18 protein-coding genes are annotated in these 21,310 nt (G+C 67.2%); 11 read left to right on the top strand and 7 right to left on the bottom strand.

What is annotated here, in order from left to right:
• Window positions 1-56: 56 nt before the first annotated feature.
• From AC6RIC_RS19380 to AC6RIC_RS19370, 3 genes are all read left to right on the top strand, one after another.
• On the top strand, window positions 57-1,088 hold the full coding sequence (locus AC6RIC_RS19380) for an ABC transporter substrate-binding protein (protein WP_499733544.1): 1,032 nt from the start codon (window positions 57-59) through the stop codon (window positions 1,086-1,088).
• 161 nt (window positions 1,089-1,249) lie between these two features.
• Complete coding sequence (locus AC6RIC_RS19375) at window positions 1,250-2,071, top strand: ABC transporter ATP-binding protein (RefSeq protein WP_499733543.1); 822 nt, start codon at window positions 1,250-1,252, stop codon at window positions 2,069-2,071.
• 59 nt (window positions 2,072-2,130) lie between these two features.
• The gene (locus AC6RIC_RS19370; RefSeq protein WP_499736631.1) at window positions 2,131-2,943 is read left to right on the top strand and encodes an ABC transporter permease; all 813 of its coding nucleotides are present in this window, start codon (window positions 2,131-2,133) and stop codon (window positions 2,941-2,943) included.
• 18 nt (window positions 2,944-2,961) lie between these two features.
• Here AC6RIC_RS19370 and AC6RIC_RS19365 read toward each other — a convergent pair whose 3' ends face one another.
• Window positions 2,962-3,804, bottom strand: a complete 843-nt coding sequence (locus AC6RIC_RS19365; protein ID WP_499733542.1) for a hypothetical protein — start codon at window positions 3,802-3,804, stop codon at window positions 2,962-2,964.
• A gap of 312 nt (window positions 3,805-4,116) precedes the next feature.
• On the opposite strand from AC6RIC_RS19365, the gene AC6RIC_RS19360 reads away from it, so the two are divergent.
• The 5 genes from AC6RIC_RS19360 (at window position 4,117) to AC6RIC_RS19340 (ending at window position 8,754) form a co-directional block, all read left to right on the top strand.
• Window positions 4,117-5,262 carry an MlaE family lipid ABC transporter permease subunit gene (locus tag AC6RIC_RS19360; protein WP_454657722.1) on the top strand — a complete coding sequence of 382 codons (1,146 nt, stop codon included), beginning with the start codon at window positions 4,117-4,119 and terminating at the stop codon, window positions 5,260-5,262.
• Between the two features lie 2 nt (window positions 5,263-5,264).
• The gene (locus AC6RIC_RS19355) at window positions 5,265-6,098 is read left to right on the top strand and encodes an ABC transporter ATP-binding protein (protein ID WP_499733541.1); all 834 of its coding nucleotides are present in this window, start codon (window positions 5,265-5,267) and stop codon (window positions 6,096-6,098) included.
• A gap of 3 nt (window positions 6,099-6,101) precedes the next feature.
• Window positions 6,102-7,244, top strand: a complete 1,143-nt coding sequence (locus AC6RIC_RS19350; protein ID WP_454657720.1) for an MlaD family protein — start codon at window positions 6,102-6,104, stop codon at window positions 7,242-7,244.
• A 3-nt stretch (window positions 7,245-7,247) separates the two neighbouring features.
• Window positions 7,248-7,847, top strand: a complete 600-nt coding sequence (locus tag AC6RIC_RS19345) for an ABC-type transport auxiliary lipoprotein family protein (protein ID WP_454657719.1) — start codon at window positions 7,248-7,250, stop codon at window positions 7,845-7,847.
• Window positions 7,848-8,040: 193 nt separating this feature from the next.
• Complete coding sequence (locus AC6RIC_RS19340) at window positions 8,041-8,754, top strand: DNA helicase (RefSeq protein WP_499733540.1); 714 nt, start codon at window positions 8,041-8,043, stop codon at window positions 8,752-8,754.
• 247 nt (window positions 8,755-9,001) lie between these two features.
• On the opposite strand, the gene AC6RIC_RS19335 is transcribed toward AC6RIC_RS19340, so the two are convergent.
• Window positions 9,002-15,097, bottom strand: coding sequence for an apolipoprotein A-IV repeat region-like domain-containing protein (locus AC6RIC_RS19335; RefSeq protein ID WP_499733539.1), 6,096 nt, complete (start codon window positions 15,095-15,097; stop codon window positions 9,002-9,004).
• A 262-nt stretch (window positions 15,098-15,359) separates the two neighbouring features.
• On the opposite strand from AC6RIC_RS19335, the gene AC6RIC_RS19330 reads away from it, so the two are divergent.
• The 3 genes from AC6RIC_RS19330 to AC6RIC_RS19320 all read left to right on the top strand — a co-directional run bounded on the left by AC6RIC_RS19330 (window position 15,360) and on the right by AC6RIC_RS19320 (window position 16,701).
• Window positions 15,360-15,698, top strand: a complete 339-nt coding sequence (locus tag AC6RIC_RS19330) for an Hpt domain-containing protein (RefSeq protein ID WP_499733538.1) — start codon at window positions 15,360-15,362, stop codon at window positions 15,696-15,698.
• 85 nt (window positions 15,699-15,783) lie between these two features.
• Window positions 15,784-16,104, top strand: a complete 321-nt coding sequence (locus tag AC6RIC_RS19325) for a 2Fe-2S iron-sulfur cluster-binding protein (RefSeq protein ID WP_454657715.1) — start codon at window positions 15,784-15,786, stop codon at window positions 16,102-16,104.
• Window positions 16,105-16,278: 174 nt separating this feature from the next.
• Complete coding sequence (locus tag AC6RIC_RS19320) at window positions 16,279-16,701, top strand: universal stress protein (RefSeq protein ID WP_454657714.1); 423 nt, start codon at window positions 16,279-16,281, stop codon at window positions 16,699-16,701.
• A 3-nt stretch (window positions 16,702-16,704) separates the two neighbouring features.
• Here AC6RIC_RS19320 and AC6RIC_RS19315 read toward each other — a convergent pair whose 3' ends face one another.
• The 5 genes from AC6RIC_RS19315 to AC6RIC_RS19295 form a co-directional block, all read right to left on the bottom strand.
• Window positions 16,705-17,298 (bottom strand): hypothetical protein, encoded by a 594-nt coding sequence (locus tag AC6RIC_RS19315; protein ID WP_499733537.1) that lies wholly within the window; start codon window positions 17,296-17,298, stop codon window positions 16,705-16,707.
• Window positions 17,299-17,309: 11 nt separating this feature from the next.
• On the bottom strand, window positions 17,310-18,485 hold the full coding sequence (locus tag AC6RIC_RS19310) for a vWA domain-containing protein (RefSeq protein ID WP_454657712.1): 1,176 nt from the start codon (window positions 18,483-18,485) through the stop codon (window positions 17,310-17,312).
• A gap of 83 nt (window positions 18,486-18,568) precedes the next feature.
• Entirely contained in the window at window positions 18,569-18,841 is a 273-nt protein-coding gene (locus AC6RIC_RS19305; protein WP_055730639.1) for an HU family DNA-binding protein, read from the bottom strand.
• A 320-nt stretch (window positions 18,842-19,161) separates the two neighbouring features.
• Window positions 19,162-20,241 (bottom strand): BMP family ABC transporter substrate-binding protein, encoded by a 1,080-nt coding sequence (locus AC6RIC_RS19300; protein ID WP_454657711.1) that lies wholly within the window; start codon window positions 20,239-20,241, stop codon window positions 19,162-19,164.
• 30 nt (window positions 20,242-20,271) lie between these two features.
• Window positions 20,272-21,195, bottom strand: a complete 924-nt coding sequence (locus AC6RIC_RS19295) for an ABC transporter permease (RefSeq protein WP_499733536.1) — start codon at window positions 21,193-21,195, stop codon at window positions 20,272-20,274.
• Between the last annotated feature and the right edge of the window lie 115 nt (window positions 21,196-21,310).

The following is a 21,310-nucleotide window of genomic DNA, read 5'->3' as shown; positions in this document are numbered from 1 at the left end:
GGATAAGGAGACGGGCCAGTGGCCGGGCCGGCCGCAGCGCGAGGGGAGAGAGCGAGATGACGACGATGAAATATCGTGTGAACCGGCGTGCCGCACTCGGGCTGATCGGCGGCTCCACCGCCTCCCTGCTGATCCCTGTGCCGGGCGCGCGCGTCAACGCGCAGACGCTCGACAAGGTCAGCTACCAGACCAACTGGCGCGCCCAGACCGAGCATGGCGGCTTCTATCTCGCGGCGACCAACGGCATCTACAAGAAATACGGCCTCGACGTGGAGATCCGTCCCGGCGGCCCGCAGCAGAACCCGACCCAGCTCCTGCTCGGCGGCCGCGTCGACATGATCATGGGCAACTCGCTGGAGGCGCTCAGCTTCGCGCATGAGAACCTGCCCTTCCTCTGCATCGCCTCGATCTTCCAGAAGGACCCGCAGGTCCTGATCTCGCATCCGGGCCAGGGCAACGACACGCTCGCCGATCTGAAGGGCAAGCCGATCCTGATCGCGGTGCAGGCCCGCGTCGGCTTCTGGCCCTTCCTGAAGCTGAAGTTCGGTTTCCAGGACGAGCAGATTCGTCCCTACACCTTCAACATGGCGCCGTTCCTGGCCGACAAGAAGCTGACGCAGCAGGGGTTCCTGTCTTCCGAGCCGTTCGTCATCCGCAAGGCGGGCGTCGAGCCGGTCGTGCATCTCCTCGCCGATGCCGGCTTCGAGAACTACAACACCACGATCACGATCTCCCGGAAGATGGTCCAGGAGAAGAAGGAGCTGGTGCAGCGCTTCACCGACGCCACGCTGGAAGGCTGGGCCGAGTACATGAAGGGCGGCCCCGGCAACGCCGCCGCCAATGCCCGGATCCTGAAGGATAATCCCGACATGGATCAGGAGAAGATCGACTATGCGCTCAAGGTGATGAACGATCGCGGCATCGTCGTCTCCGGCGACGCCAAGACGCTCGGCATCGGCGCGATGACCGATGCGCGCTGGGCGAGCTTCTACAAGACGATGAGCGAGGCCGGCGTCGTCCCGGCCGGCGTCGACGTGAAGAAGGCTTACAGCCTCGACTTCGTCAACAAGGGCATCGGCAAGGGCTGATTCAGGCCTCTGCGAAAAAAAAACGGGTCATCCCGGACAAGCCGCGATAGCGGCGCCGATCCGGGATACATGCCTGAACCGTTCCGGCATGGACCTCGGGTCTTCCTTCGGTCGCCCGGGATGACGCGGCGTTATTGGTATCGAGATCGGATCATCAGGCTTTGGACACAGCCTATCTAAGCACACCCCCAGGCAAGGAGAGCGCCGGCACCCCGCTGGTGGCGATCCGGCACGTTTCGAAGCAATTCGCCAACGGCACGCTCGCCGTTCGCGATGTCGATCTGGAGCTCGGGGCAGGGCAGTTCATCAGCCTGCTCGGCCCCTCCGGCTGCGGAAAGTCGACGCTGCTGCGCATGATCGCCGGCCTTGGCGCGCCGACGACCGGTTCCATCACCTGGCCGGGCGAGACCGGCGAGGCGCAGGGTAGCGCCGGCCATGGCGCACGCGATCTCGGCTTCGTCTTCCAGGATCCGACGCTGATGCCCTGGGCCAACGCGCTCGCCAACGTCATGCTGCCGCTGAAGCTCAAGGACGTGCCAAGGGCCGAGGCCGAGGCGCGCGCCGCCGAGATGCTGGCGCTGGTCGGGCTCAAGGGTTTCGAGACATCCTATCCGCGCGAATTGTCCGGCGGCATGAAGATGCGCGTCTCGATTGCGCGTGCGCTGGTGATGCGGCCGAAGATCCTGCTGATGGACGAGCCCTTCGCGGCGCTCGACGAGATCACGCGCCATCGCCTCAACGACGACCTGCTGGCGCTGTGGGAGCGCGAGCGCTTCACCGCCGTCTTCGTCACCCATTCGGTCTTCGAGTCCGTCTATCTCTCGCAGCGCATCGTGGTGATGGCGGCGCGCCCCGGCCGGGTCATGGCCGATCTTTCGGTCGATGCCGCCTACCCGCGCGACGACCTGTTCCGGACCTCCGGCGAATATGCCCATCTCTGCCGCGTCGCCTCCACCAAGCTCAAGGAGGCGATCGGCCAATGAGCGCGCCCGTCGAAACACTGAGCCCGGACGGCACCGACGCGCAGGCGCTGCCCGTCGTGATGGCCGAGACCCGCATCCTCGGCCTGCCTGCCAGCGTCTGGCCGCGCATCCTCGCGCCGCTGGTCATCGGCGTCGCTGTGCTGGGGCTCTGGGAGTTCGCCGTTCGCTGGAACGAGATCCCGCATTATGTCCTGCCTGGGCCGATCCTCGTGGGACAGACGCTGGTCGCGGATTGGGGCACGCTGTCCGGGTCGCTCTGGGTCACCTTGAAGATTACCTTCATGGCGTTGGCCGCCGCGGTCGTCGTCGGCGTGACGCTCGCCGTGCTGTTCAGCCAGTCGAAATGGCTGGAGATGGCGCTTTTGCCCTATGCCGTCATCCTGCAGGTCACGCCGATCGTCGCCATCGCCCCGCTGATCATCATCTGGGCCAACGACATCGACCTGTCGCTCCTGATCTGTGCCTGGATCGTCGCCTTCTTCCCGATCCTGTCGAACACGATCCTCGGGTTGAACTCGGCCGACCACAATCTCGTCAACCTGTTCGAACTCTACGGGGCCTCGCGCTGGCAGACGATGCGCTATCTCAAGCTGCCGGCGGCGCTACCTTATTTTCTGGCTGGCTTGAAGATTTCGGGCGGCCTCGCGCTGATCGGCGCGGTCGTGGCGGAGTTCGTCGCAGGGACCGGCGGCAGCGCTTCGGGGCTGGCCTATCGCATCCTGGAAGCAGGCTACCAGCTCAAGATTCCGCGTGTCTTCGCGGCGCTGGTGATGATCTCGCTGTCAGGCATCGCGATCTTCCTGGCGACCAGCCTGATCTCGCATCTTCTGCTGCACCGCTGGCACGAAAGCGCCATCCGCCGCGAGAACTGAGCGGCCCGCCCGGCGAAGCTAGACGAAATAGGCGAGCTTGCGCTCGGCCGGCAGCGCGTCGATCTCGCGCAAGGCCGTTTCCGAGGGGCTCGCACCCAGGCGCGCGGGCTCCGGCAGTGCGGCATCGGCTTCGTCGAACACGATATCGTCGTCGAGCAGGTGGACGGTCGCGAAACGCGCTTCGGAGGCGGCGTCCTTGAATTCCAGAGGAACCGGCTCTTGGCCGTCGGTCGCGATGTCGAGATCGTCGTAGTGGCGCGGCGCGGCGGAGGGAGGCGGCACCGTCATCGCAGCCATCGACTCGAAGTTCACGCTGCTCTCGCGCGAAACCTCGCCGAAGGCCCGCAGGCTGGAATCCAGCATCGCGATGGTGTCGGCGATCTTGTCGATGCGCTGGACCACGCTGTCGACCACCCCGATCGCCGTCGAGATATCGGCGGCACGGTGATCGAGCGCATCGCAGGCTTCCGTATCCGCTCCGGTTTCGCGCAGCGCCCAGGCGGCCTCCTGGATGCTCTCGGTCGCGGCGAGCACAGAGCCGGCGGCCTTCTCGATCTGGGCGGCGAGCCCGGACGAGCGCGCTTCGGCCTTGCCGCTGATGCGTTCGAGATCCGTGCGCAGGTCGCTGATCAGCGCGGCTGCCTCGATCAGATTGGCTTCCCGGCTGGTCTCCTGCACGCCGAGGCCGACGACCCGTTCGATCCTCTGGATGGCGCCGAGCAGTTGCAGCGTGTCCGCCTGCCGGTTGCGCTTGGCGTACTCGACCATGAACCAGCGACCGCGCGCCGTTTCCATCACCGCGGCTTCGATCGCCACATAGTCGGCCTGGCTCAGCGGTGTCAGCGAGCGCGCGTCGCCCATGACGAATCTGCCTTCGAAAGGACCGGCCGAATCAGGAGGCGGTCGTGACGTTACAATCCGAGCCTGCCTTGCGATTTCTTAAGGAATTGCTGCTTTCGCCCCGAACTGGAACAAATCGCCGGAGAAGGCGCGGTTCCCGAGCCTTTCGCGGCATTGGCGGCGCAGCGGAAAGCACTGGATTGCCCGAAACTTGCCAAGCTCGCGCAGCACGGCAATACAGGGCAGGGGTGGAGGCTGGTGTGGCCCGCGATACGCGGTCGCGCAAATGCTGCATGGCCGTTTCGGCCAGGGGAACAAGGACCTCACGGCGATATGGCGAGCCTCGATTACGCCGAACCGCAGGCGACTATCCGCGATGACGCGGGCGCGCTCGCGGTGGCGCTCTCGGGCTCATGGAGCGCCGACCGCGCCCCGCGCATCGAGGAGCTGATCGGCGAGATCACCGAGCGCCTCCCTGCAACCTCCGGCGCCCGGATCGATCTCTCCGACGTGACGCGGCTCGATACGCTCGGCGCCTATGTCCTCAACCGCCTGAAGGCCCGGCAGGAGCGTGACGGCGTCGAAATCGAACTCGTCAGCAGCAGGCCGGAGCACGGCATCCTCCTGGCCGAAGTCCAGGTCCATGACGACGATCCGCCGAAGCCGCACCGGCATGTCGGTGTCGTCGACATTCTCGTCGATATCGGGGAGGGCGTCGTGCGTTTCGGCCGCGACATGGTCGGCGGTGCCATGTTCCTCGGCGAGGTCGTGGTCGGCTCGGTCAGTGTCGTGCTCGGCCCGCGCAAGTTCCGGGGGCCGTCGCTGATAAACCAGATCGAGCTGATCGCCTTCAACGGCGCGCCGATCATCATGCTGATCTCGTTCCTGGTCGGCTGCATCGTCGCGCAGCAGGGCATCTTCCAGCTTCAGCAATTCGGCGCCTCCGCCTTCGTGGTGAACCTGACCGGCATCCTGATCCTGCGCGAACTCGCGGTGTTGCTGACCTCGATCATGATCGCCGGCCGCTCGGGCTCGGCCTTCACCGCCGAGATCGGCTCGATGAAGATGCGCGAGGAGATCGATGCGCTGCGCGTGATGGGCCTCGATCCGATCGAGGTTCTGGTGGTGCCGCGCATCCTCGCGCTCATCATCTCGCTGCCGATCCTCACCTTCATCTCGGCGATGGCCGGGTTGGTCGGAGCCGGGCTCGTGTCGTGGCTCTACGGCGGCATCGGCGTCGACACTTTCCTCGCCCGCCTGCAATCGGTCATCACCTGGAAGCATTTCGCCGTTGGCCTGATCAAGGCGCCCTTCATGGCCTTCGTGATCGGGCTGATCGCCTCGATCGAGGGGCTCGCGGTCAAGGGCTCGGCGGAATCGCTCGGCCGGCAGGTCACGGCCTCGGTGGTGAAGGCGATCTTCATGGTCATCGTCGTCGACGGGCTCTTCGCCATATTCTTCGCCTCGATCGAGTTCTGACGATGACGCTGCGGGACGCTTCTCATCCTCACCATCGGACGCAGGCTCCCGGCGAACCCGAGGCCGTCATCCGCGTCCGTGACCTCAAGGTCGCCTTCGGCGACAAGGTGATCATGGACGGGCTCGATCTCGACGTGATGCGCGGCGAGATACTCGGCTTCGTCGGGGGCTCCGGACAGGGCAAGTCGGTGCTGACGCGCACGATCCTCGGCCTCGTCCGCAAGCGGCGGGGTACGATCGAGGTCTTCGGCGAGGATGTCGACGATCTCAACCAGCAGCAGCGCCGCGTGCTCGAGCGGCGCTTCGGCGTCATGTTCCAGCAGGGCGCGCTGTTCTCGGCCCTGACCGTGAAGCAGAACATTCAGGTGCCGATGCGCGAGTACCTCCAGCTCTCGCCGGACCTGCTCGACGAACTGGCGATGGTGAAGCTCGATCTGGTCGGCCTGCCGCGGGACGCCGCCGACAAGGCGCCTTCCGAGCTTTCTGGCGGCATGATCAAGCGGGCGGCTCTGGCCCGCGCGCTCGCGCTCGATCCCGAGATCGTCTTTCTGGACGAGCCGACATCGGGGCTGGACCCGATCGGCGCCGCCGAATTCGACGATCTGATCATGACCCTGAAGCAGACGCTGGGCCTCACCGTCTTCATGGTAACCCACGACCTCGACAGCCTGTATCATGCCTGCGACCGAATCGCCGCTCTGGCGGACAAGAAGGTGATCGCGGTCGGCCCGCTGGCGGCGATGCTGGCGTCCGACCATCCATGGTTGAAGGCCTATTTCGGCGGGGAGCGCGCCATGGCCAGGCTGCCGGCGGGAGAGCAGGGACAAAACGGCTAGACGATGGAATCGCGCGCCAATTATGCACTCGTCGGTCTGTTCACGCTCGCGGTCCTCGCGGCGGCTTTCGGCTTCGTCTACTGGTTCAACAGTGGTGGGGCGGGAAGCAAGGAGAATATCCGCGTCATCTTCACCGGCACGGTGACTGGGCTTGGCCGCGGATCAAGTGTGCTGTTCAACGGCCTGCGCGTCGGCGAGGTCACCAATATCGAACTCCAGCCGGACGACCCGCGCCGCATCTACGCCGTAATCCAGGTCGCCAACACGACGCCCTTGCGCGAGGACACGCGCGCGCGCATCGAGGCTCAGGGCTTGGCTGGCGTGGTCGCGCTCCAGCTCATCGGCGGCGATCCCACGGCGCCGGTCCTGAAGGCCAAGCCCGGCGAGCCGATGCCGACGATCATCGCCGAGCGCTCGGAGCTGCAGGACATCATCGAGACCGTGCGCAACGTCGCGCAGAAGGCCGATGGCATGCTCACCTCGCTCGATGGGCTGATCAAGCAGAACGCCACGCCGATCAACAACACCGTCCGCAATGTCGAGAAGTTCTCGCAGGCGCTCGGCAACAATGCCGATGGCATCGACAAGCTGATGGCGAGTTTCGGCAGCATTGCCGAGACGATCCAGCCGCTTTCGCAGAAGCTGCAATCGCTGAGCGAGGAGCTGACCGCGGTGGTGCGTTCGGTCGATCGCAACCGGATCGCCAGCATCGTCGACAATGTCGACAAGTTCACCGGCGCGCTCGGCGGCTCGAGTGCCGATGTCGCCAAGGCAGTCAAGGACGCAGCTTCGATTACGGCCAAGCTGGACAAGGCGGCAGACCAGATAGAAGGCGTGCTGAAGGCCGCCACGGGCTTCCTTGAATCCGGATCGGGTCCCGATGGCCGCACCGCCTTCCAGGAGGTCGCCGATGCCGCCAAGTCGATCCGGACGCTGGCCGATAATCTCGACAAGCGCACGGCCGAGATCACCGCCGGCATCAGCCGCTTCACCGGGCCGGGCCTGCGCGATGTCGAGTCGCTGGCATCGGATGGCAAGAGGACCTTGACGGAACTCAACCGCACTTTGCGGAATTTTGAACGCAACCCGCAGCAGTTCATTTTCGGCGGCAAGCCGCCGCTTCCCCAGTACAACGGATCCCGCTAGCCCATGACGACCGAGGTTCAGCTTCCTCCGGCCCGCCGGGCTCGCCGCTTTCTCCCCGTCCTGGCCGTGGCCGCGCTGCTTGCCGGCTGCGGCGGCGGAGCGACGCCGACCACCTTCGATCTCTCGGCACCCGGCGGGCTCGGTAAGGTCGGCGGCTCGCGGGCCATCATGGTGGTGGCCGAGCCGACGGCGGTCCAGGCGCTCGATTCCGATCGCGTCATCGTCCGGGATTCGAGCGGCGCGCTCTCCTTCGTCGGCGGCGCGCAATGGGCGGACCGGGTTCCGGCGCTGGTGCAGGCCCGCCTGATCCAGACCTTCGAGAATGCCGGCCGGGTCGGCTCGGTCTCCGGTCCGGGGCAGCGCATCTCCCCCGACGTGCAGCTCAACACCAATATCCGCAGCTTCAACATCGATGCGGCGACGAGCACGGCGGTGGTCGAGATCACTGCCCGGATCGTCGGCGACCGGACCGGACAGATCCAGCGGGCGCGCCTGTTCGCGGCGCGTGTGCCGGCCGGCGCGGTCGACGGACCGGGGGCAACCCAGGCGCTCGACCGGGCGCTGTCGCAGGTGCTGGTCGAGATCGTGCGCTGGGCGCGCTGAGCGCGTCCGGCTGTCGCTGGTGATTTTCTTCGGCCCGCGGCTGCGCTAGGCTGTGATTCTGGCTCGGCCCGAGCCTCCCCCCTCCAGCCGGGGAAGCATCATCATGCAGGGCATTCCGACGACATGACCGACTGTCCGGGCATCACGCATGAGGAGGGATTGCGCCAGCTGCTCGCGATAGGAGGTTCACGTCATGAGTTTGTCGGCCCCGATCCATCAGTTGAAGCGCAAGGCCAGGCTTATGAGCCGGGCGGAACGCATACCGTTGCACGCCGCACTCGATCGCATCGCGGCAGAGGAAGGCTATCGCAGCTGGAGCCTGCTCACGGCAAAGCAGCCGGGAATGACATCGGTTCGCGCCTTTTGGTCCCTGCTGGAGCCGGGGGATCTCGCCCTGGTCGCCGGGCGGCCGGGGCAGGGCAAGACCTTGGCGAGCCTCGCGCTTCTGGCGGAAGCCATGCGGGCCGGGCGTCGCGGCGTGTTCCTGACGCTCGAATACACGCCGGCCGACGTGCTGTCCCGGCTGCGGGCGATCAACATCGAGCCGAATGACTTCGCTGGCTTGTTCGACTGCGACTGTTCCGATGCCATCAGCGCTGACTATATCGTCGCAAGGCTGGCAGATGCGCCGCGCGGCACCGTCGCGGTGATCGATTATCTGCAACTGCTCGACCAGCGCCGCGACACGCCGGAACTGGAGCTGCAGGTGAGGGCGCTGAAAGCCTTTGCACGAGAGGAGGGTTTGATCCTCGTCTTCATCTCGCAGATCGACCGCGCCTACGAGGGGGCCGGCAAGCCATTCCCCGAGATCGCGGATGTGCGGTTGCCCAATCCGCTCGACCTCTCGCTGTTCGACAGGAGCTGCTTCGTGAGCCGGGGCGAGGCGCGCTTCCGGGCGGCGGCTTAGAGCGTGCTGATTTGAGACGGAACCACGCCGTCATCCCGGGCTTGACCCGGGATCCATGCCGGAACGCTTCCGATCAAGGTTCAGGCATGGATCCCGGCTCTTCGCTTCGCTCCGGCCGGGATGACCCGAGTTACCATGGGAAATCAGCGCGCCCTAGGCACGTAGCCGGCCCCGGTGCAGCAACCTGTAACGGAAAGGCCGCCCTCTCGGGCGGCCTTTCGCGTCTCAGTTGCTGGAAGCTGCGTGCTTACTCGAAGCGCCCGCTGGCATGGGCCAGCATCGTGTAGACCTTGCCGGTCTCCGAGGTCAGGTAGGTCTTGGCCACCATCGAGTCGCGGTCGTCCTTGGCGGCTTCGCCGAGCAGGCGCTCGAACTCCTCGATATAGCGGTCGACCGTATCCTTGAATTCGGCGTCGCGGCGATACTTGCGGCGCATCTCGTCGAAGGTCTGCTGGCCCTGCAGCGTGTAGAGCCGGCGGGTGAAGACGTTGCGCTCGCCGCGCTTGTAGCGATCCCACAGTTCCACGGCCGCGTCATGGTCGATCATCCGCGCGATGTCGACGGAGAGCGAGTCGAGCTTCTCGATCGAATGGGACGTCGGCTTGCTCGGCTCCGGCTGCTTGTCCTCGCGCGAGGCGCGGGTCAGCAGGTCCGAGAGCCAGCCAGCCTTCGCCGGCTGCTGCTGGGCCGGCTCCGGCTGGCGGCGCGGGGCCTCCTGCACCGTGGCCGGGCGGGTCGGCGCGGTCGCGGTCTCGATCCGGACGGTCGCGCGCGGCACGGCGGGTTGCGCGGGCTCGCTCGCCGCATCGATGGACGGCCGCAGCAGCGGCTCCTCCGCGACGGGCGCAGGCTGCGGAGCCGGCGTGAACGCCTGGGCGGGCCGTGCCGGGGCAACCGGGGCAGGGGCGGCTGCAGCCGCGACTGGGCGCCGGCTGGCGACATGGTCGATCGGCAGCGAAACGTCGCCGCGGCGGCCGGACCGCGTCACGATCTCGGTGAGATCGTTCAGTGCCTTGATCTGCTCGGCCACGACCCGGCGCATGGCCGAGGTCGATTCCTGGGCTTCCGCCGGCAGTTCGAGCACGCCGCGCTTCAGTTCGGCGCGGGTGGCTTCCAGCTCGCGCTGGATGTCGCCGGTGATGCCGCGCATGTCCTGCGCCGCCTTCTGGAAGCGCTCGGTCACCTTGGTGATCTCGCCGCCGATCTCGGTCGAGACCTGGGCATAGGCCGCGCGCAGGGCTTCCGCCGTGCGCTCGCGCTCCTGGCCGGTGGCCGAGCGGATCGTCTCGAATTGCTGGGCGATCGCGTTGGTCGTCGATTCCGCCGAGTCGGACAGGACAGTGCCGATCTGGCGGGCGCGCGCTTCGGCCGTGCTGAGCGAGTCGTCGATCAGCGCGGCGAAGGAGCGGGTGATCGACTCGACATCGTCGGTGCGGTTGGCGATCAGCCCGTGCAGCTGCTCCAGCGCATCGCGGCGCTCGGCCAGCGCCTTGCCGACGCGGCCCTCGATCTGCTCCAGTCGGCCGGCGACGGCGTTGAGCGCCGCGCTGCTGGCCTGCGTCACGTCATTGAGGGACGTGCCGCGATCGTCGAGCTGGCCGATCAGCGCGGTCGTCTCGCGCAGCGTGCCTTCCGAGAAGCTCTTCAGCTCGGCGATCTGCGCCGTGACCTGCTGCGAGGCCGAGCCGGCCTCCGCCATCACGGTGCCGATCACAGTCTGCAATTCGCCGACGCGGGTCGACAGGCTGTTCTCGACGGCGGCGAGGTTCTTGTTCGCGCCGTTGACGATCTGCTGCATCAGCTTGTTGGCCTCGCCGAGGCGTCCGAGCATGCCGCCGAGCTCCTCGCGCAGCTGCTCGTTGGTGCCGACCAGCGCCTCGATCGACTGGCGCGAACCGGCCTCGAGCGTCTCGCGCAGCGCGTTGGACGAAGCCTCGACCGCGTTGGCGATGACCGCGCCGCGATCGCGCAGGCCGGCGACGATGGCGTTGCCGCGGCTTTCGAGCGCGCGCACCACCGTCTCGCCGACCGTGGCGAACTCGGCGGCGAGAGCCTCGCCGCGCTCGTTCAGCGCCTCGACGGCACCGTTGCCCTTGGCGTCGAACACGGCGCGCAGGGTCTCCACCCGCTCGTCGAGTGACTGGGTGAGGGTCTCGCCCTGGCGGCCGATGAGCTCGATGAGGCCGTGGCCCTTGGCGTCGAACGCGGCGCGCATGGCATCGGTCCGCTCGTCCAGCGAATTGGCGATCGCCGTGCCCTGGCGTTCCAACGCCGTGACGATGCCGGCGCCCTGGCCCTCGAAGATCGCGCGCAGTTGCTCGGCGCGCTGATCGAGCGCACCCGAGATGGCGTCGCCGCGACGGCCGAGCGCCGCGACGATGCCGAGCCCGCGATCGTCGAACAGCGTGCGCAGCTGCTCGGCGCGCTCGGTGAGTGCGGCGGCGATCGCCTCGCTCTGGCCGGCGAGCGCCGAGACCATGCCGCCGCCCTGGTCGTCGAACAGCGCGCGCAATTCCTGCGCCCGCTCGGCCAGCACCGTAGCGATGGCCTCCGAACGACCCTGCAGCGTGGCGGCGATCTCGTCGCCGCGCGTGTCGAGGGTGTGAGACACCGTGTCGAGCCGGCCGACGACGCGCTCCTCGAAGCGCGCGACGCTCTGGTCGAGCGTGTCGGCGATCTGGAGGGCGCGGCCGCCGAGCGTCGCGTTGATCGTGTCGGCCTTGTCGCTGAGCGTGCGGGTGAGCGACTCGCTCTTGGAGGTGACGACCTCGCCGATCTCGTCGGCCTTGGCGGCAAGCGCCTTGGTAACCTCGCGTCCGCCTTCGGCCAGCACGCGGGCGATGTCGACCGTGCGCTCGACCAGCGCCTCGTTGAGGGCTGTGGCGCGCGAGCCGAGGCTGCCGTCGATGCGGGCGATCAGGCTGTCGAGCGTGCCGGCGATCTCGGCGCTCTTGGTGCCCGAGCGGTCTTCGAACAGCTTGATCTGGCTCTCCATCGCCTCCGCCGCCTCGCGGGTGCGGTTGGCGAGGAGCTCGGCTGCTTCCAGCGCGCGCGTTCCGGCCTTGTCAGCCAGCATGACGCTGTCTTCGGAGATCAGCTTCTCGACCTGCGCGATGCCGGTATGGAGCGCGGCCGTGAGCTGTTGCGCATCGCCGGAGATCTTGGCGGTCAGCATGCCGCCCTGGACGACGATGAGGTCCTCGAACGCGCCAAGGCGCGCGGCGAGCGCGGTCTCGACGTCGCGGCCCTGCGTATCGAACAGCGTCGAGAACGCTGCAAGACGCCCGCCGAGCGCGGCCTCGATCTCGTGCCCGCGCTCGTCGAAGAGCTTGGTCAGCGCATCGTGGCGCAGAGCCAGTGCCTCGTTCAGCGCCTGCGCACGGCCTTCGACCGAACGCAGCATCGACTCGGCATTGGCCGAGAGCGCCTCGTTGACACGCCCGCCCTGCTGGGTCAGCGCCAGCACGATCTCGCGGCCGGTGCCGGCAAGCATGGTGCGCGCCTCCTCGGCATGGACGGTGAAGGTGTCGCGCAACCCTTGCGTCGCTTCGGAGACGCGGTCGGCGACATGGCGACCGTCGACATTGATCGTCTCGGTGAGGGTACGGGTCGCCTCGGTCATGCGGCGTGCCAGATCCTCGCTCTGCTCGCCGAGCAGGGTGTGGACCTCGCGGCCAGTGTCGACGAGATCGCGCACCATCGTCTCGCGCTGCTCGCCGAGCAAGGCGCCGACCTTCTCCCCGGTCTCGCTGATGCTGGCGAGGAAGCCCGTCTGCTGCTGTTCGAGCGCATTCTGGGCAGCTTCGATGCTGCCGGTGATGCGGGACGCCAGAACGGCGCCGCGCTCGTCGAGCTGCTGGTCGATGCCGGCGCCGGTCTCGGCGAGGCGGGTGATCAGCGCGTTCGAGCGCTCCGCCAGGATGCCGTGCACCGAGCGGCCGACATCGGCGACGCGGCTGGCCAGCGCTTGGCTCTCGCTGCCGAGCAGGTCCTTGATCTCGAGTCCGGCCTGCGAAACCTTCACGGTCATCGCGCCGGCCTGCTCCTCGAGCAGGGCGCTGACGCGCATGCCGGTATCGGAGAGGCCGGAGATCAGGCGTTCGCTCTCGCTGCCGACGACGGCGCTGACATCCTGCCCGGCCTGAGTCAGGCGGCTGACGAGCAGTTCGCTTTCGTCGCGCAGGCGGGTTTCGACGGTGTTGACCGCGCCGGAGACACTGGCGACCAGGGCTTCGCTACGCTCCGAGAGGAGCTTGGCGACATCGACGCCGGCATTGGAGACGCGCGCGACGGTCGCGTCGCTCTGTTCGCCCATCAGGCGGGCAAGGTCGTTGCTGGCGCCGGAGACGCTGGCGACGGCTGCTTCGCTGCGCTCCGCCAGGACGCGGGCCAGCTCGGTGCTGGCCTCCGACACGCGGCCGACGACGCTGTCGCTCTGCTGGCCGACGAGGTCGGCGAGCTCGCTGCCGGCGCTGGAGACGCGGTCGACGAGCTTCTCGGCCTGCTGGTCGAGCAGGGTATGGACGGTCTGGCCGGTTTCGTTGAGGCGGTCGACGAGCTTGCTGCCCTGCTCGGTGAAGAGCCCGTTCACCTGGCCCGCGACATCGGTGATGCGGCCGGTGAGGGTGTCGCCATGCTGCGCGACGGACTCGCTGAGGGACTGGCTGGCGTCGTTGACGCGCAGGATGATCGCTTCGCTGCGCTCGCGCAGCACGTCGTCGACGGTACGGGCGGTGTCGTTGAGGCGATTGACCAGCGTGTCGCCATGCGTGCCGATGAGGCCGTGGACGCTCTCGCCGACCTCGGTGAGGCGGTTGGCGATGGCTTCGTTCTGGCGGTTGAGCAGGCTGTTGACCCCGCGCCCGACCTCGGCGAGGCGCGTCGTGACGCTCTCGCCCTCGTCGGAGAGGGCGCTGCGCAGGGCTTCGCCGGATTCCGCCAGGCGCGCCTGCAGGGCCTCGCTCTGGCTCTCGATCAGCGCGACCATGTTGCGGCTGCTGACCTCGAAGCGCTCGGCCGCTTCCGTGCCGCGCGCCGAGATGTCGCGAGCGAGGGTCTCGCCGGTGTTCTTGAGCAGTTCGTTGACCGTCTCGACGCGGCCGGTGAGGGTTTCGGCGACCTGGTTGCCGGTCTCGCTGATGGCGCGGGTGACGTCCTGGGCGCCGGTGGTCAGGCCCTCGGTGAGGACGGCTCCGGTGCGCTCCAGCGAACTCGCGATTTCCTTGGCGCGGCCGTCGAGCATGTCCGACAGGTTGCCGCTGGCGCCGGCCAGGCGCTCGGAGACTTCGCCGGAGGTGATCTGCAGGCGCTCGACGAGGTCGTGGCTGCGGCCGCTGATCTCCTCGATCATCTTCTCGCCGGCGCGGCCGAGCGCCTGCGTGATCTGGTCGCCCTTGGCGCCGAGCGAGCCGGTGACGCGGTCGCCGGCCTGCGAGACAGCTTCCGCGATGGTGCGGCTGGCGCTGTCGAGATCTTTGGCGAGCCCGTCATGGGCGCCGCTGATGGCGAGCTTGACGCGCTCGGCATTGCCGACCACGGCCTCGCGCTGGGTGACAAGCTCGTCGATCAGTGAGCGCAGGCGGATCTCGTTGTCTGCATAGGCGCGCTCCAGCGTCGAAATCTCGCCGCGGACGATGGTTTCAAGCTCGCCGGCGCGTGCGACTGCGCGTTCGATGCCGTCGCCCATGGCGGCGACCTCGCGGCGGATGGTCTGGCTGAGGGAGAGGACGGAATCCGCCCCAGCGACCTCGGGCTCGGCCAGACGCAGCGCGACCTCGGTCATGGCGCGCGAGATCAGGCGCATTTCCTGGGTGCGGCGATAGAGCGCCGCCAGGACGAAGAAGAACACGACCGGCGCGCCGATCGAGAGCGCGAGCAAGGTCCATTCGCCGATGCCGAAGCTGGCGACGGGCTCGGGCAGGCCGTTGCTGAACGAGCCGTAGCGGCCGAGCAGGACGAAGGCGGCGCCACCGAGCCAGGCGAGCGAGGCGAGCGCGGCGAACCAGTAGGGCCTGCTTGAGGGGCGCACGGCGAAGGCCTGGACGAGCGAGCTGGAATCCCGGCGGTCGTCATTGGCGACGCGGCTGGTATCGGGCGCGATCGCGGCGCGCGGCGGCGCAGGCTGCTGCTGGGCGGGGGCAGCAGGAACCGGCGGAGGCGACGCCGGGGCCGGCTCGACGCGCGGCAGTTCGAGCTTCAGGTCGTTCTCGCTGGTCGTGGGCAGCCGGGGCTCGGTCTCGACAGGCGTGTCAGTGCCGTCCTTGGGCTGGTCAAGGCGCAGCGCCTCTTCGATCGCCGACATCGCAGCTTCAGTGGGGTCCTGGAGCTTCTTGGGTCGATTCATCGTTGCCGCCTCGCCACGCTACTGAACATGGGCGCATACGGTGATCTCCGCCGCCCCATGCCGCCTCTGGCCGGGTGAACGGAGACACTGCGCCCATCATTTACCAATTGGAAGGGTAGTGGACCCCTGGACCCTTGGAAACCCATTTGACTGCGCGATTCACAAACGTCGTTAACGCCTCGTTTACCATCCGGGCGCTTCCTGAAGGGCAAGAGACCGGCCGATGCGGCCATTTGATGACCAGTTTCCAAGAGTTCCCGACATGACCGAGAAGGCCATCGATTTCGCCTATCTTTCTCGCCAGACCGCCGGAGATCATGAGCTTGAGCGCGAATTGCTCACGCTTTTCGCCCAGCAATGTGTCGTCCATCTGCGCGCCATCCACGGCAGCGCGGACCGGCAGGCGCGGATGGATGCGGCCCACACCCTGAAGGGCGCGGCCCGCGCCGTCGGTGCCTGGCAGGTCGCCGAGGCGGCCGACCGGATCGAGGAGGGCCTTGCCGGGCCGGAGCAGAAGGCGAGCGAGAGCGCGCTCGATGCGCTCGCCCTGGCTGCGGCCGAGGCGAGGGCGGTCATCGCGCGCTTCGATTGCGCCGCCTGAGCAGGGGGCTGCGGCGCGAAACCCCGTTCCGTGCCGCTTTGAAATGCTCTAAGCGGAGGCCGTCATCGCGCCGCCGGAGTCCTTCATGCCCAATATCACCTTCATCGACGCTCAGGGCGAGAGCCGCACCGTCGAGGCCGAAACCGGCTCGACCGTGATGGAGACGGCAATCCGCAACGCGATCCCCGGCATCGAGGCGGAATGCGGCGGCGCCTGCGCTTGCGCGACCTGCCATGTCTATGTCGACGATGCCTGGACCGCGGCCGTCGGCCCTGCCGAGCATATGGAAGAGGACATGCTGGACTTCGCCTTCGATGTCCGCCCCAGCTCGCGCCTCTCCTGCCAGATCCGCATCCGCGACGACCTCGATGGGCTCGTCGTCCGTACCCCGGCGCGCCAGGGCTGAAGCGCTTTCCGACGGCTTTCACGTCATTGCTTCGTCGCTGCGCTCGCAATGACGGAAAGGCCGAGGATACGGGAAGGAGCGCGTCGCTGCGCCGCATCCCGCATTTTGCGCTGGATCATGGCGCGCTTACTGGCAAACTTCATAGTGGTTGCATAACTAGCCTAGGAGGATGCGATGTACAGATCGATCATGGTCCCCGTAGATCTCGCCGAGGCCGAACTCGCCCAGCCGGCGATCGCGGCAGCCGTATCCTTCGCCAAGATTTCGGGTGGACGAGTACGGCTTGTTTATGTCCGCTCGCTCATTCCGATCACCTATATGGAATTCGTGCCGGCGGATTTCGATACCGAGCAGCAGGAGGACGCCGAGGCGAAGCTCGCCGAGATCGCGGCGAAGATCGATCTCCCGGCCGAGCAGGTCTCGGCCAAGGTGCTGATCGGCTCCGTCCATGGCGAGGTGCTGGCGGAGGCCGACGCCGGCGGCATCGACCTCATCGTCATCGGCTCGCACGAGCCCGGCATGCTGGCCTATGTCATCGGCTCGAACGCCTCGGCCATCGTGCGCCGGGCAAAATGCTCGGTGCTGGTCGTCCGCTGATCCTCAGCCCGTCCCGCCCGGGACGAGGCTGTCGGGCACCTCGCCGGTCGCTAGTTCGCGCGGCCGGTTGAGGCTGACCAGAGGCCAGACCTGCCAGAACGAGGCGGCAATCAGCAGCACGCCGAGCAGGCCGGCATTGGTCGCGCCCTGCTGGAAGGCGCGCAGCGTGAAGGCCGTCAGCATCAGGAGCGAGAGTGCACCGACTGCGGCGACGCCGAGCCAGATCGGCTTCGGCCGGCCGGCGATGAAGCGGGCTTTGGGATTGGCCCGCGCGATCGCCGCCGACAGCGCAGTGACGAAGCGGTGATAGCGCGGGTCGTCGCGGTCGAGATCGGTCAGTGAGCGCCAGGACAGGTTGCCGAAGGTCACGGTCCGGCCGTCGCTGAGCCGGAGCTGCGTCTTGTAACCCTTCGACGAGATGTTGCCGGGCGCATAGACGAAGCGCACCTGCTCGACCGCGCTCAAGCGGATGCTGTCGACCCGGCGGGTCCGGTCGACCTCGAGCGTGTCGCCCTCCAGCTTGTAGGCGATCTCGAAGCCGACGGGCTTCGGGCGCTGGCGCCAGCTCGGGGCAGGGCCGTCGTCGTCTTCGTTCATGACAGTATTGATCACCGCGCCAGAACCTTCATCGCGCCATCGAGCCCGTCGAGCGTCAGCGGGAACATGCGCCCGCCCATCAGGCCGCCGATCTGGCGGATCGACTGGGTGTAGTTCCAGAGGTTTTGCTGCACGGGGTTGAGCCAGACGGATTTCGGGAATTTGGTCGCCAATCGCTCCATCCAGACCTCGCCGGCTTCCTCGTTCCAATGCTCGACCGAGCCGCCGGGCATTGCGATCTCGTAGGGGCTCATCGAGGCGTCGCCGATGAAGACGAGGCGATAGTCGGAGGGGTAGGTCCGGAGCACGTCCCAGGTCGCGATCTGCTGGTCGTGGCGCCGACGGTTCTCCTTCCAGACCCGCTCATAAGGGCAGTTGTGGAAGTAGAAATGCTCGAAATGCTTGAACTCGGCCCGTGCCGCCGAGAACAGCTCCTCGGCCAGCTCGATATGCCAGTCCATCGACCCGCCGACATCGAGGAAGAGCAGCACCTTCACGGCGTTGCGGCGCTCGGGCCGAAGCTGGACGTCGAGATAACCGTGCTTGGCCGTCTCTGAAATCGTGGTGTCGAGGTCGAGTTCTTCGGCTGCGCCGGTGCGGGCGAAGCGGCGCAGGCGCCGAAGCGCGATCCGCATGTTGCGCACGCCGAGCTCGCGCGTATCGTCGAAATCCTTGAACTCACGCTTGTCCCAGACCTTCACCGCGCGGAAATTACGGTTCTTGTCCTGGCCGATGCGGATGCCTTCGGGATTGTAGCCATAGGCGCCATAGGGCGAGGTGCCGGCGGTGCCGATCCATTTATTGCCGCCCTGATGGCGGCCCTTCTGCTCTTCCAGGCGCTGCTTCAGCGTCTCCCAGAGCTTCTCCCAGCCCATCGCATCGATCTGGGCCTTCTCTTCGTCGGTCAGGAATTTTTCGGCGAGCTTGCGCAGCCATTCCTCGGGAATGCCGGATTCCTCGATCGCCTGCTGCAGCGTCTCCATGCCCTTGAAGACCTGGGCGAAGACGCGGTCGAACTTGTCGAGATGGCGCTCGTCCTTCACCAGCGTGGCGCGGGCGAGATAATAGAACTCGTCGACGCGGTGCTCGGCGAGATCGGCCTCCACCCCTTCGAGCAGCGTCAGATATTCGCGCAGGGTCACGGGGACCTTGGCGGCGCGCAGATCGGTGAAGAGGCGAAGGAACATGCCGCTAATGTGTGGGCATGGGGCGCCGGGTCAAGCAGCGTCCGCGTTTCAGGCGCGAACGCCGCTCGATCCCGATGATGGCCTTACGCCACCGCGTCGGCGAGGTCCTTGGTGACCTTGAACTTCACGACGGTCTTGGCGGGCACCTTGATGGTTGCGCCGGTCGAGGGGTTGCGGGCCTCGCGGGCTTCACGCTTGGCAGCAGAGAGCTTGCCGATGCCGCCGAGAGTGACGTCGTCGCCCTTCTTCAGGGTCTTGGCGACGGTCGCGCCGAGCGAGGCCAGGATGGCCGAGACGTCGGCCTTGGTCTTGCCGGTCTCGTCGGCGATGGCGGCGATCAGTTCGTTCTTGGTCATGAATTCCTCCTTGAGAAGGTGGTTCAGGCGTCGCGTGCAGGATGACGGCCGTTCATGCCCGTTTCCGACACGAGCGACCGCGACACATGGGTGCCATTCGCGGCGCGCAACTCACGCAGTTGCCACGGCTAACGCGGAAAGACGATGCCCGCGGCGGTAGATACGCACAGGAAACGGCTTCGTTCCATCGGATTTAGGCGGGAACGAGCCCGATTTAGAGCCATGACAGGCTTCTGCGGTCGAATTGACCATTCGTCAGGCGCCGGGGGCGGCGAATCGCTGCGGCGGCTCGGGGAGCCGCCGCAGCGAAGGCGTGAAGATCAGGCCTGGATGCCGTCGACGTACCAGTCCATCTTCGAGAGCATCTCGTCGCTGGCCTTTTCACCGGCCTTGAGGCGCACCACGCCCTTCTGGTCCTTGAGCTCGCCGGTGAACGGATGGAGCGTGCCGGCGATGATGCCCTTGGTGACCTCGTCGGCGGCGGCGCGGGCGGCGGGCGTGACGGCGTCGTTATACGGCGCGATCTTGACCATGCCGTCCTTGAGCCCGTGCCAGACGGCGCCGCTCTTCCAGTTGCCGTCCATCACGTCCTTGACGCGCTTGATGTAGTAGCCCGACCAGTCGTCGACGATGGCCGAGAGATGGGCCTTCGGCGCGAAGGACTTCATGTCCGAGGCCTGGCCGAAGGCGAAGACGCCGCGCTGCTCGGCCGCCTGGAGCGGGGCGGCGGAATCGGTGTGCTGGGTGATCATGTCGGCGCCCTGATCGATCAGCGCCTTGGCGGCGTCGGCTTCCTTGGCGGGGTCGTACCAGGTCGAGCACCACACGACCTTGGTCTTGAAGTTCGGGTTCACCTTGCGGGCGGCGAGGTGGAAGGCGTTGATGCCCATCACCACTTCCGGGATCGGGAAGGAGGCGACATAGCCCGCCTGGCCGGTCTTCGACATATGGCCGGCGATGGTGCCGATCACGGCGCGGCCCTCGTAGAAGCGCGCATCGTAGGTCGCGACGTTCTCGGCGCGCATATAGCCGGTGGCGTGCTCGAAATAAATCTTCGGGAACTGCTTGGCGACCTGGATCGTCGGGTTCATGAAGCCGAAGGAAGTCGTGAAGATCAGCTGGTTGCCGGCCTGGGCGAGCTGGCGGATGGCGCGCGCCGCGTCCGGCCCCTCGGCGACGTTCTCGATGAAGCTCGTCTTGATCTTGGCGCCGTATTCCTTCTCCAGCGCGAGCCGGCCCTGATTATGCGTCCAGGTGTAGCCGTGGTCGCCGATCGGGCCGACATAGACGAAGCCGACGCCGAGCGGGGCCTGCGCCGAGGCGCCGCGGCCGAGGATCGGCAAGGTGGAGGCGGCTGCCGCACCGAAGGTCAGCCGGCGGCGGGTGATGATGCTGGTCATTACGAGAACTCCCCGTTGTAAGTTGCGGCGTCAGGACGCCGAGAAGGGTTTGCCGAGGCAGGCGGGCGCGTCGAGCCGGCCGGTCTTCCGTCCTAGCGACATCATGGTCAGAACTGCAATGGTCGCAAGGTAGGGGGCCATCGCCAGCACCTCCGGCGCGAGCCAGGTGACGCCGGCGGCCTTGAGCTGCAATTCGAGCGTCATCACGGCGCCGAAGAGATAGGCCCCGAGCAGCAGGCGACCCGGCCTCCAGGCCGAGAACACGACCAGCGCCAGCGCGATCCAGCCGCGTCCGGCGGTCAGGCGGTCCGCCCACATCGGTGTCAGCGCCAGCGAGAAATAGGCGCCGCCGAGCCCCGCCAGCGCACCGCCGAAGGCGACGGCAGCGTAGCGGATGGCGACGACGGGATAGCCGATCGCATGGGCTGAGGCATCGTTCTCGCCGACGGCGCGCAGGATCAGCCCCGGCCGCGTCCGGCGCAGGAACCAGCTCACCCCTGCGACGAGGGCGAGCGAGAGATAGACGAGGATGTCGTGGCCGAAGATCACGCGCAGGATCGGATGCTCCGACAACGCCGCCGGAAAGACCGGCTGGAGCCGCGCGATCGTGCGCCCGACGAAGCCCGCCCCGATCAGCGACGACGCGCCGATGCCGAAGATCGTTAGCGCCAGCCCCGTCGCGACCTGATTGGCCATCAGCGAGAGCGCGAGAACGGCGAAGATCATCGAGGCGGCGACGCCGGCGAAGGCGGCCGCGACGAGGCCGATGCCGGTGCTGCCGGTCGAGAAGGCAACGGCGAAGCCCGCGACGGCGCCGCAGAGCATCATGCCTTCGACCCCGAGATTGAGCACACCCGCCTTTTCGGCGATGAGCTCGCCCAGCGCGGCCAGTAGCAGCGGCGTCGAGGCCGCGATCAGGGTCATCAGGATGGAGACGAGCATCGCGGAGGTCATGTCGCCGCCTCGCCCTTTGTCATTCCGGGGCGTGCCGCAGGCACGAACCCGGAACCCACGACCGGGTGAAAGCTTGTGATCATGCGTTTGGAAGGTCTCGCCCAGTCGTGGGTTC

The sequence above is a fragment of the Allobosea sp. TBD101 genome (assembly GCF_059817965.1).
The sequence above is the reverse complement of the archived record's forward strand: the minus strand, read 5'-3'. Positions and strand labels throughout refer to the sequence as shown.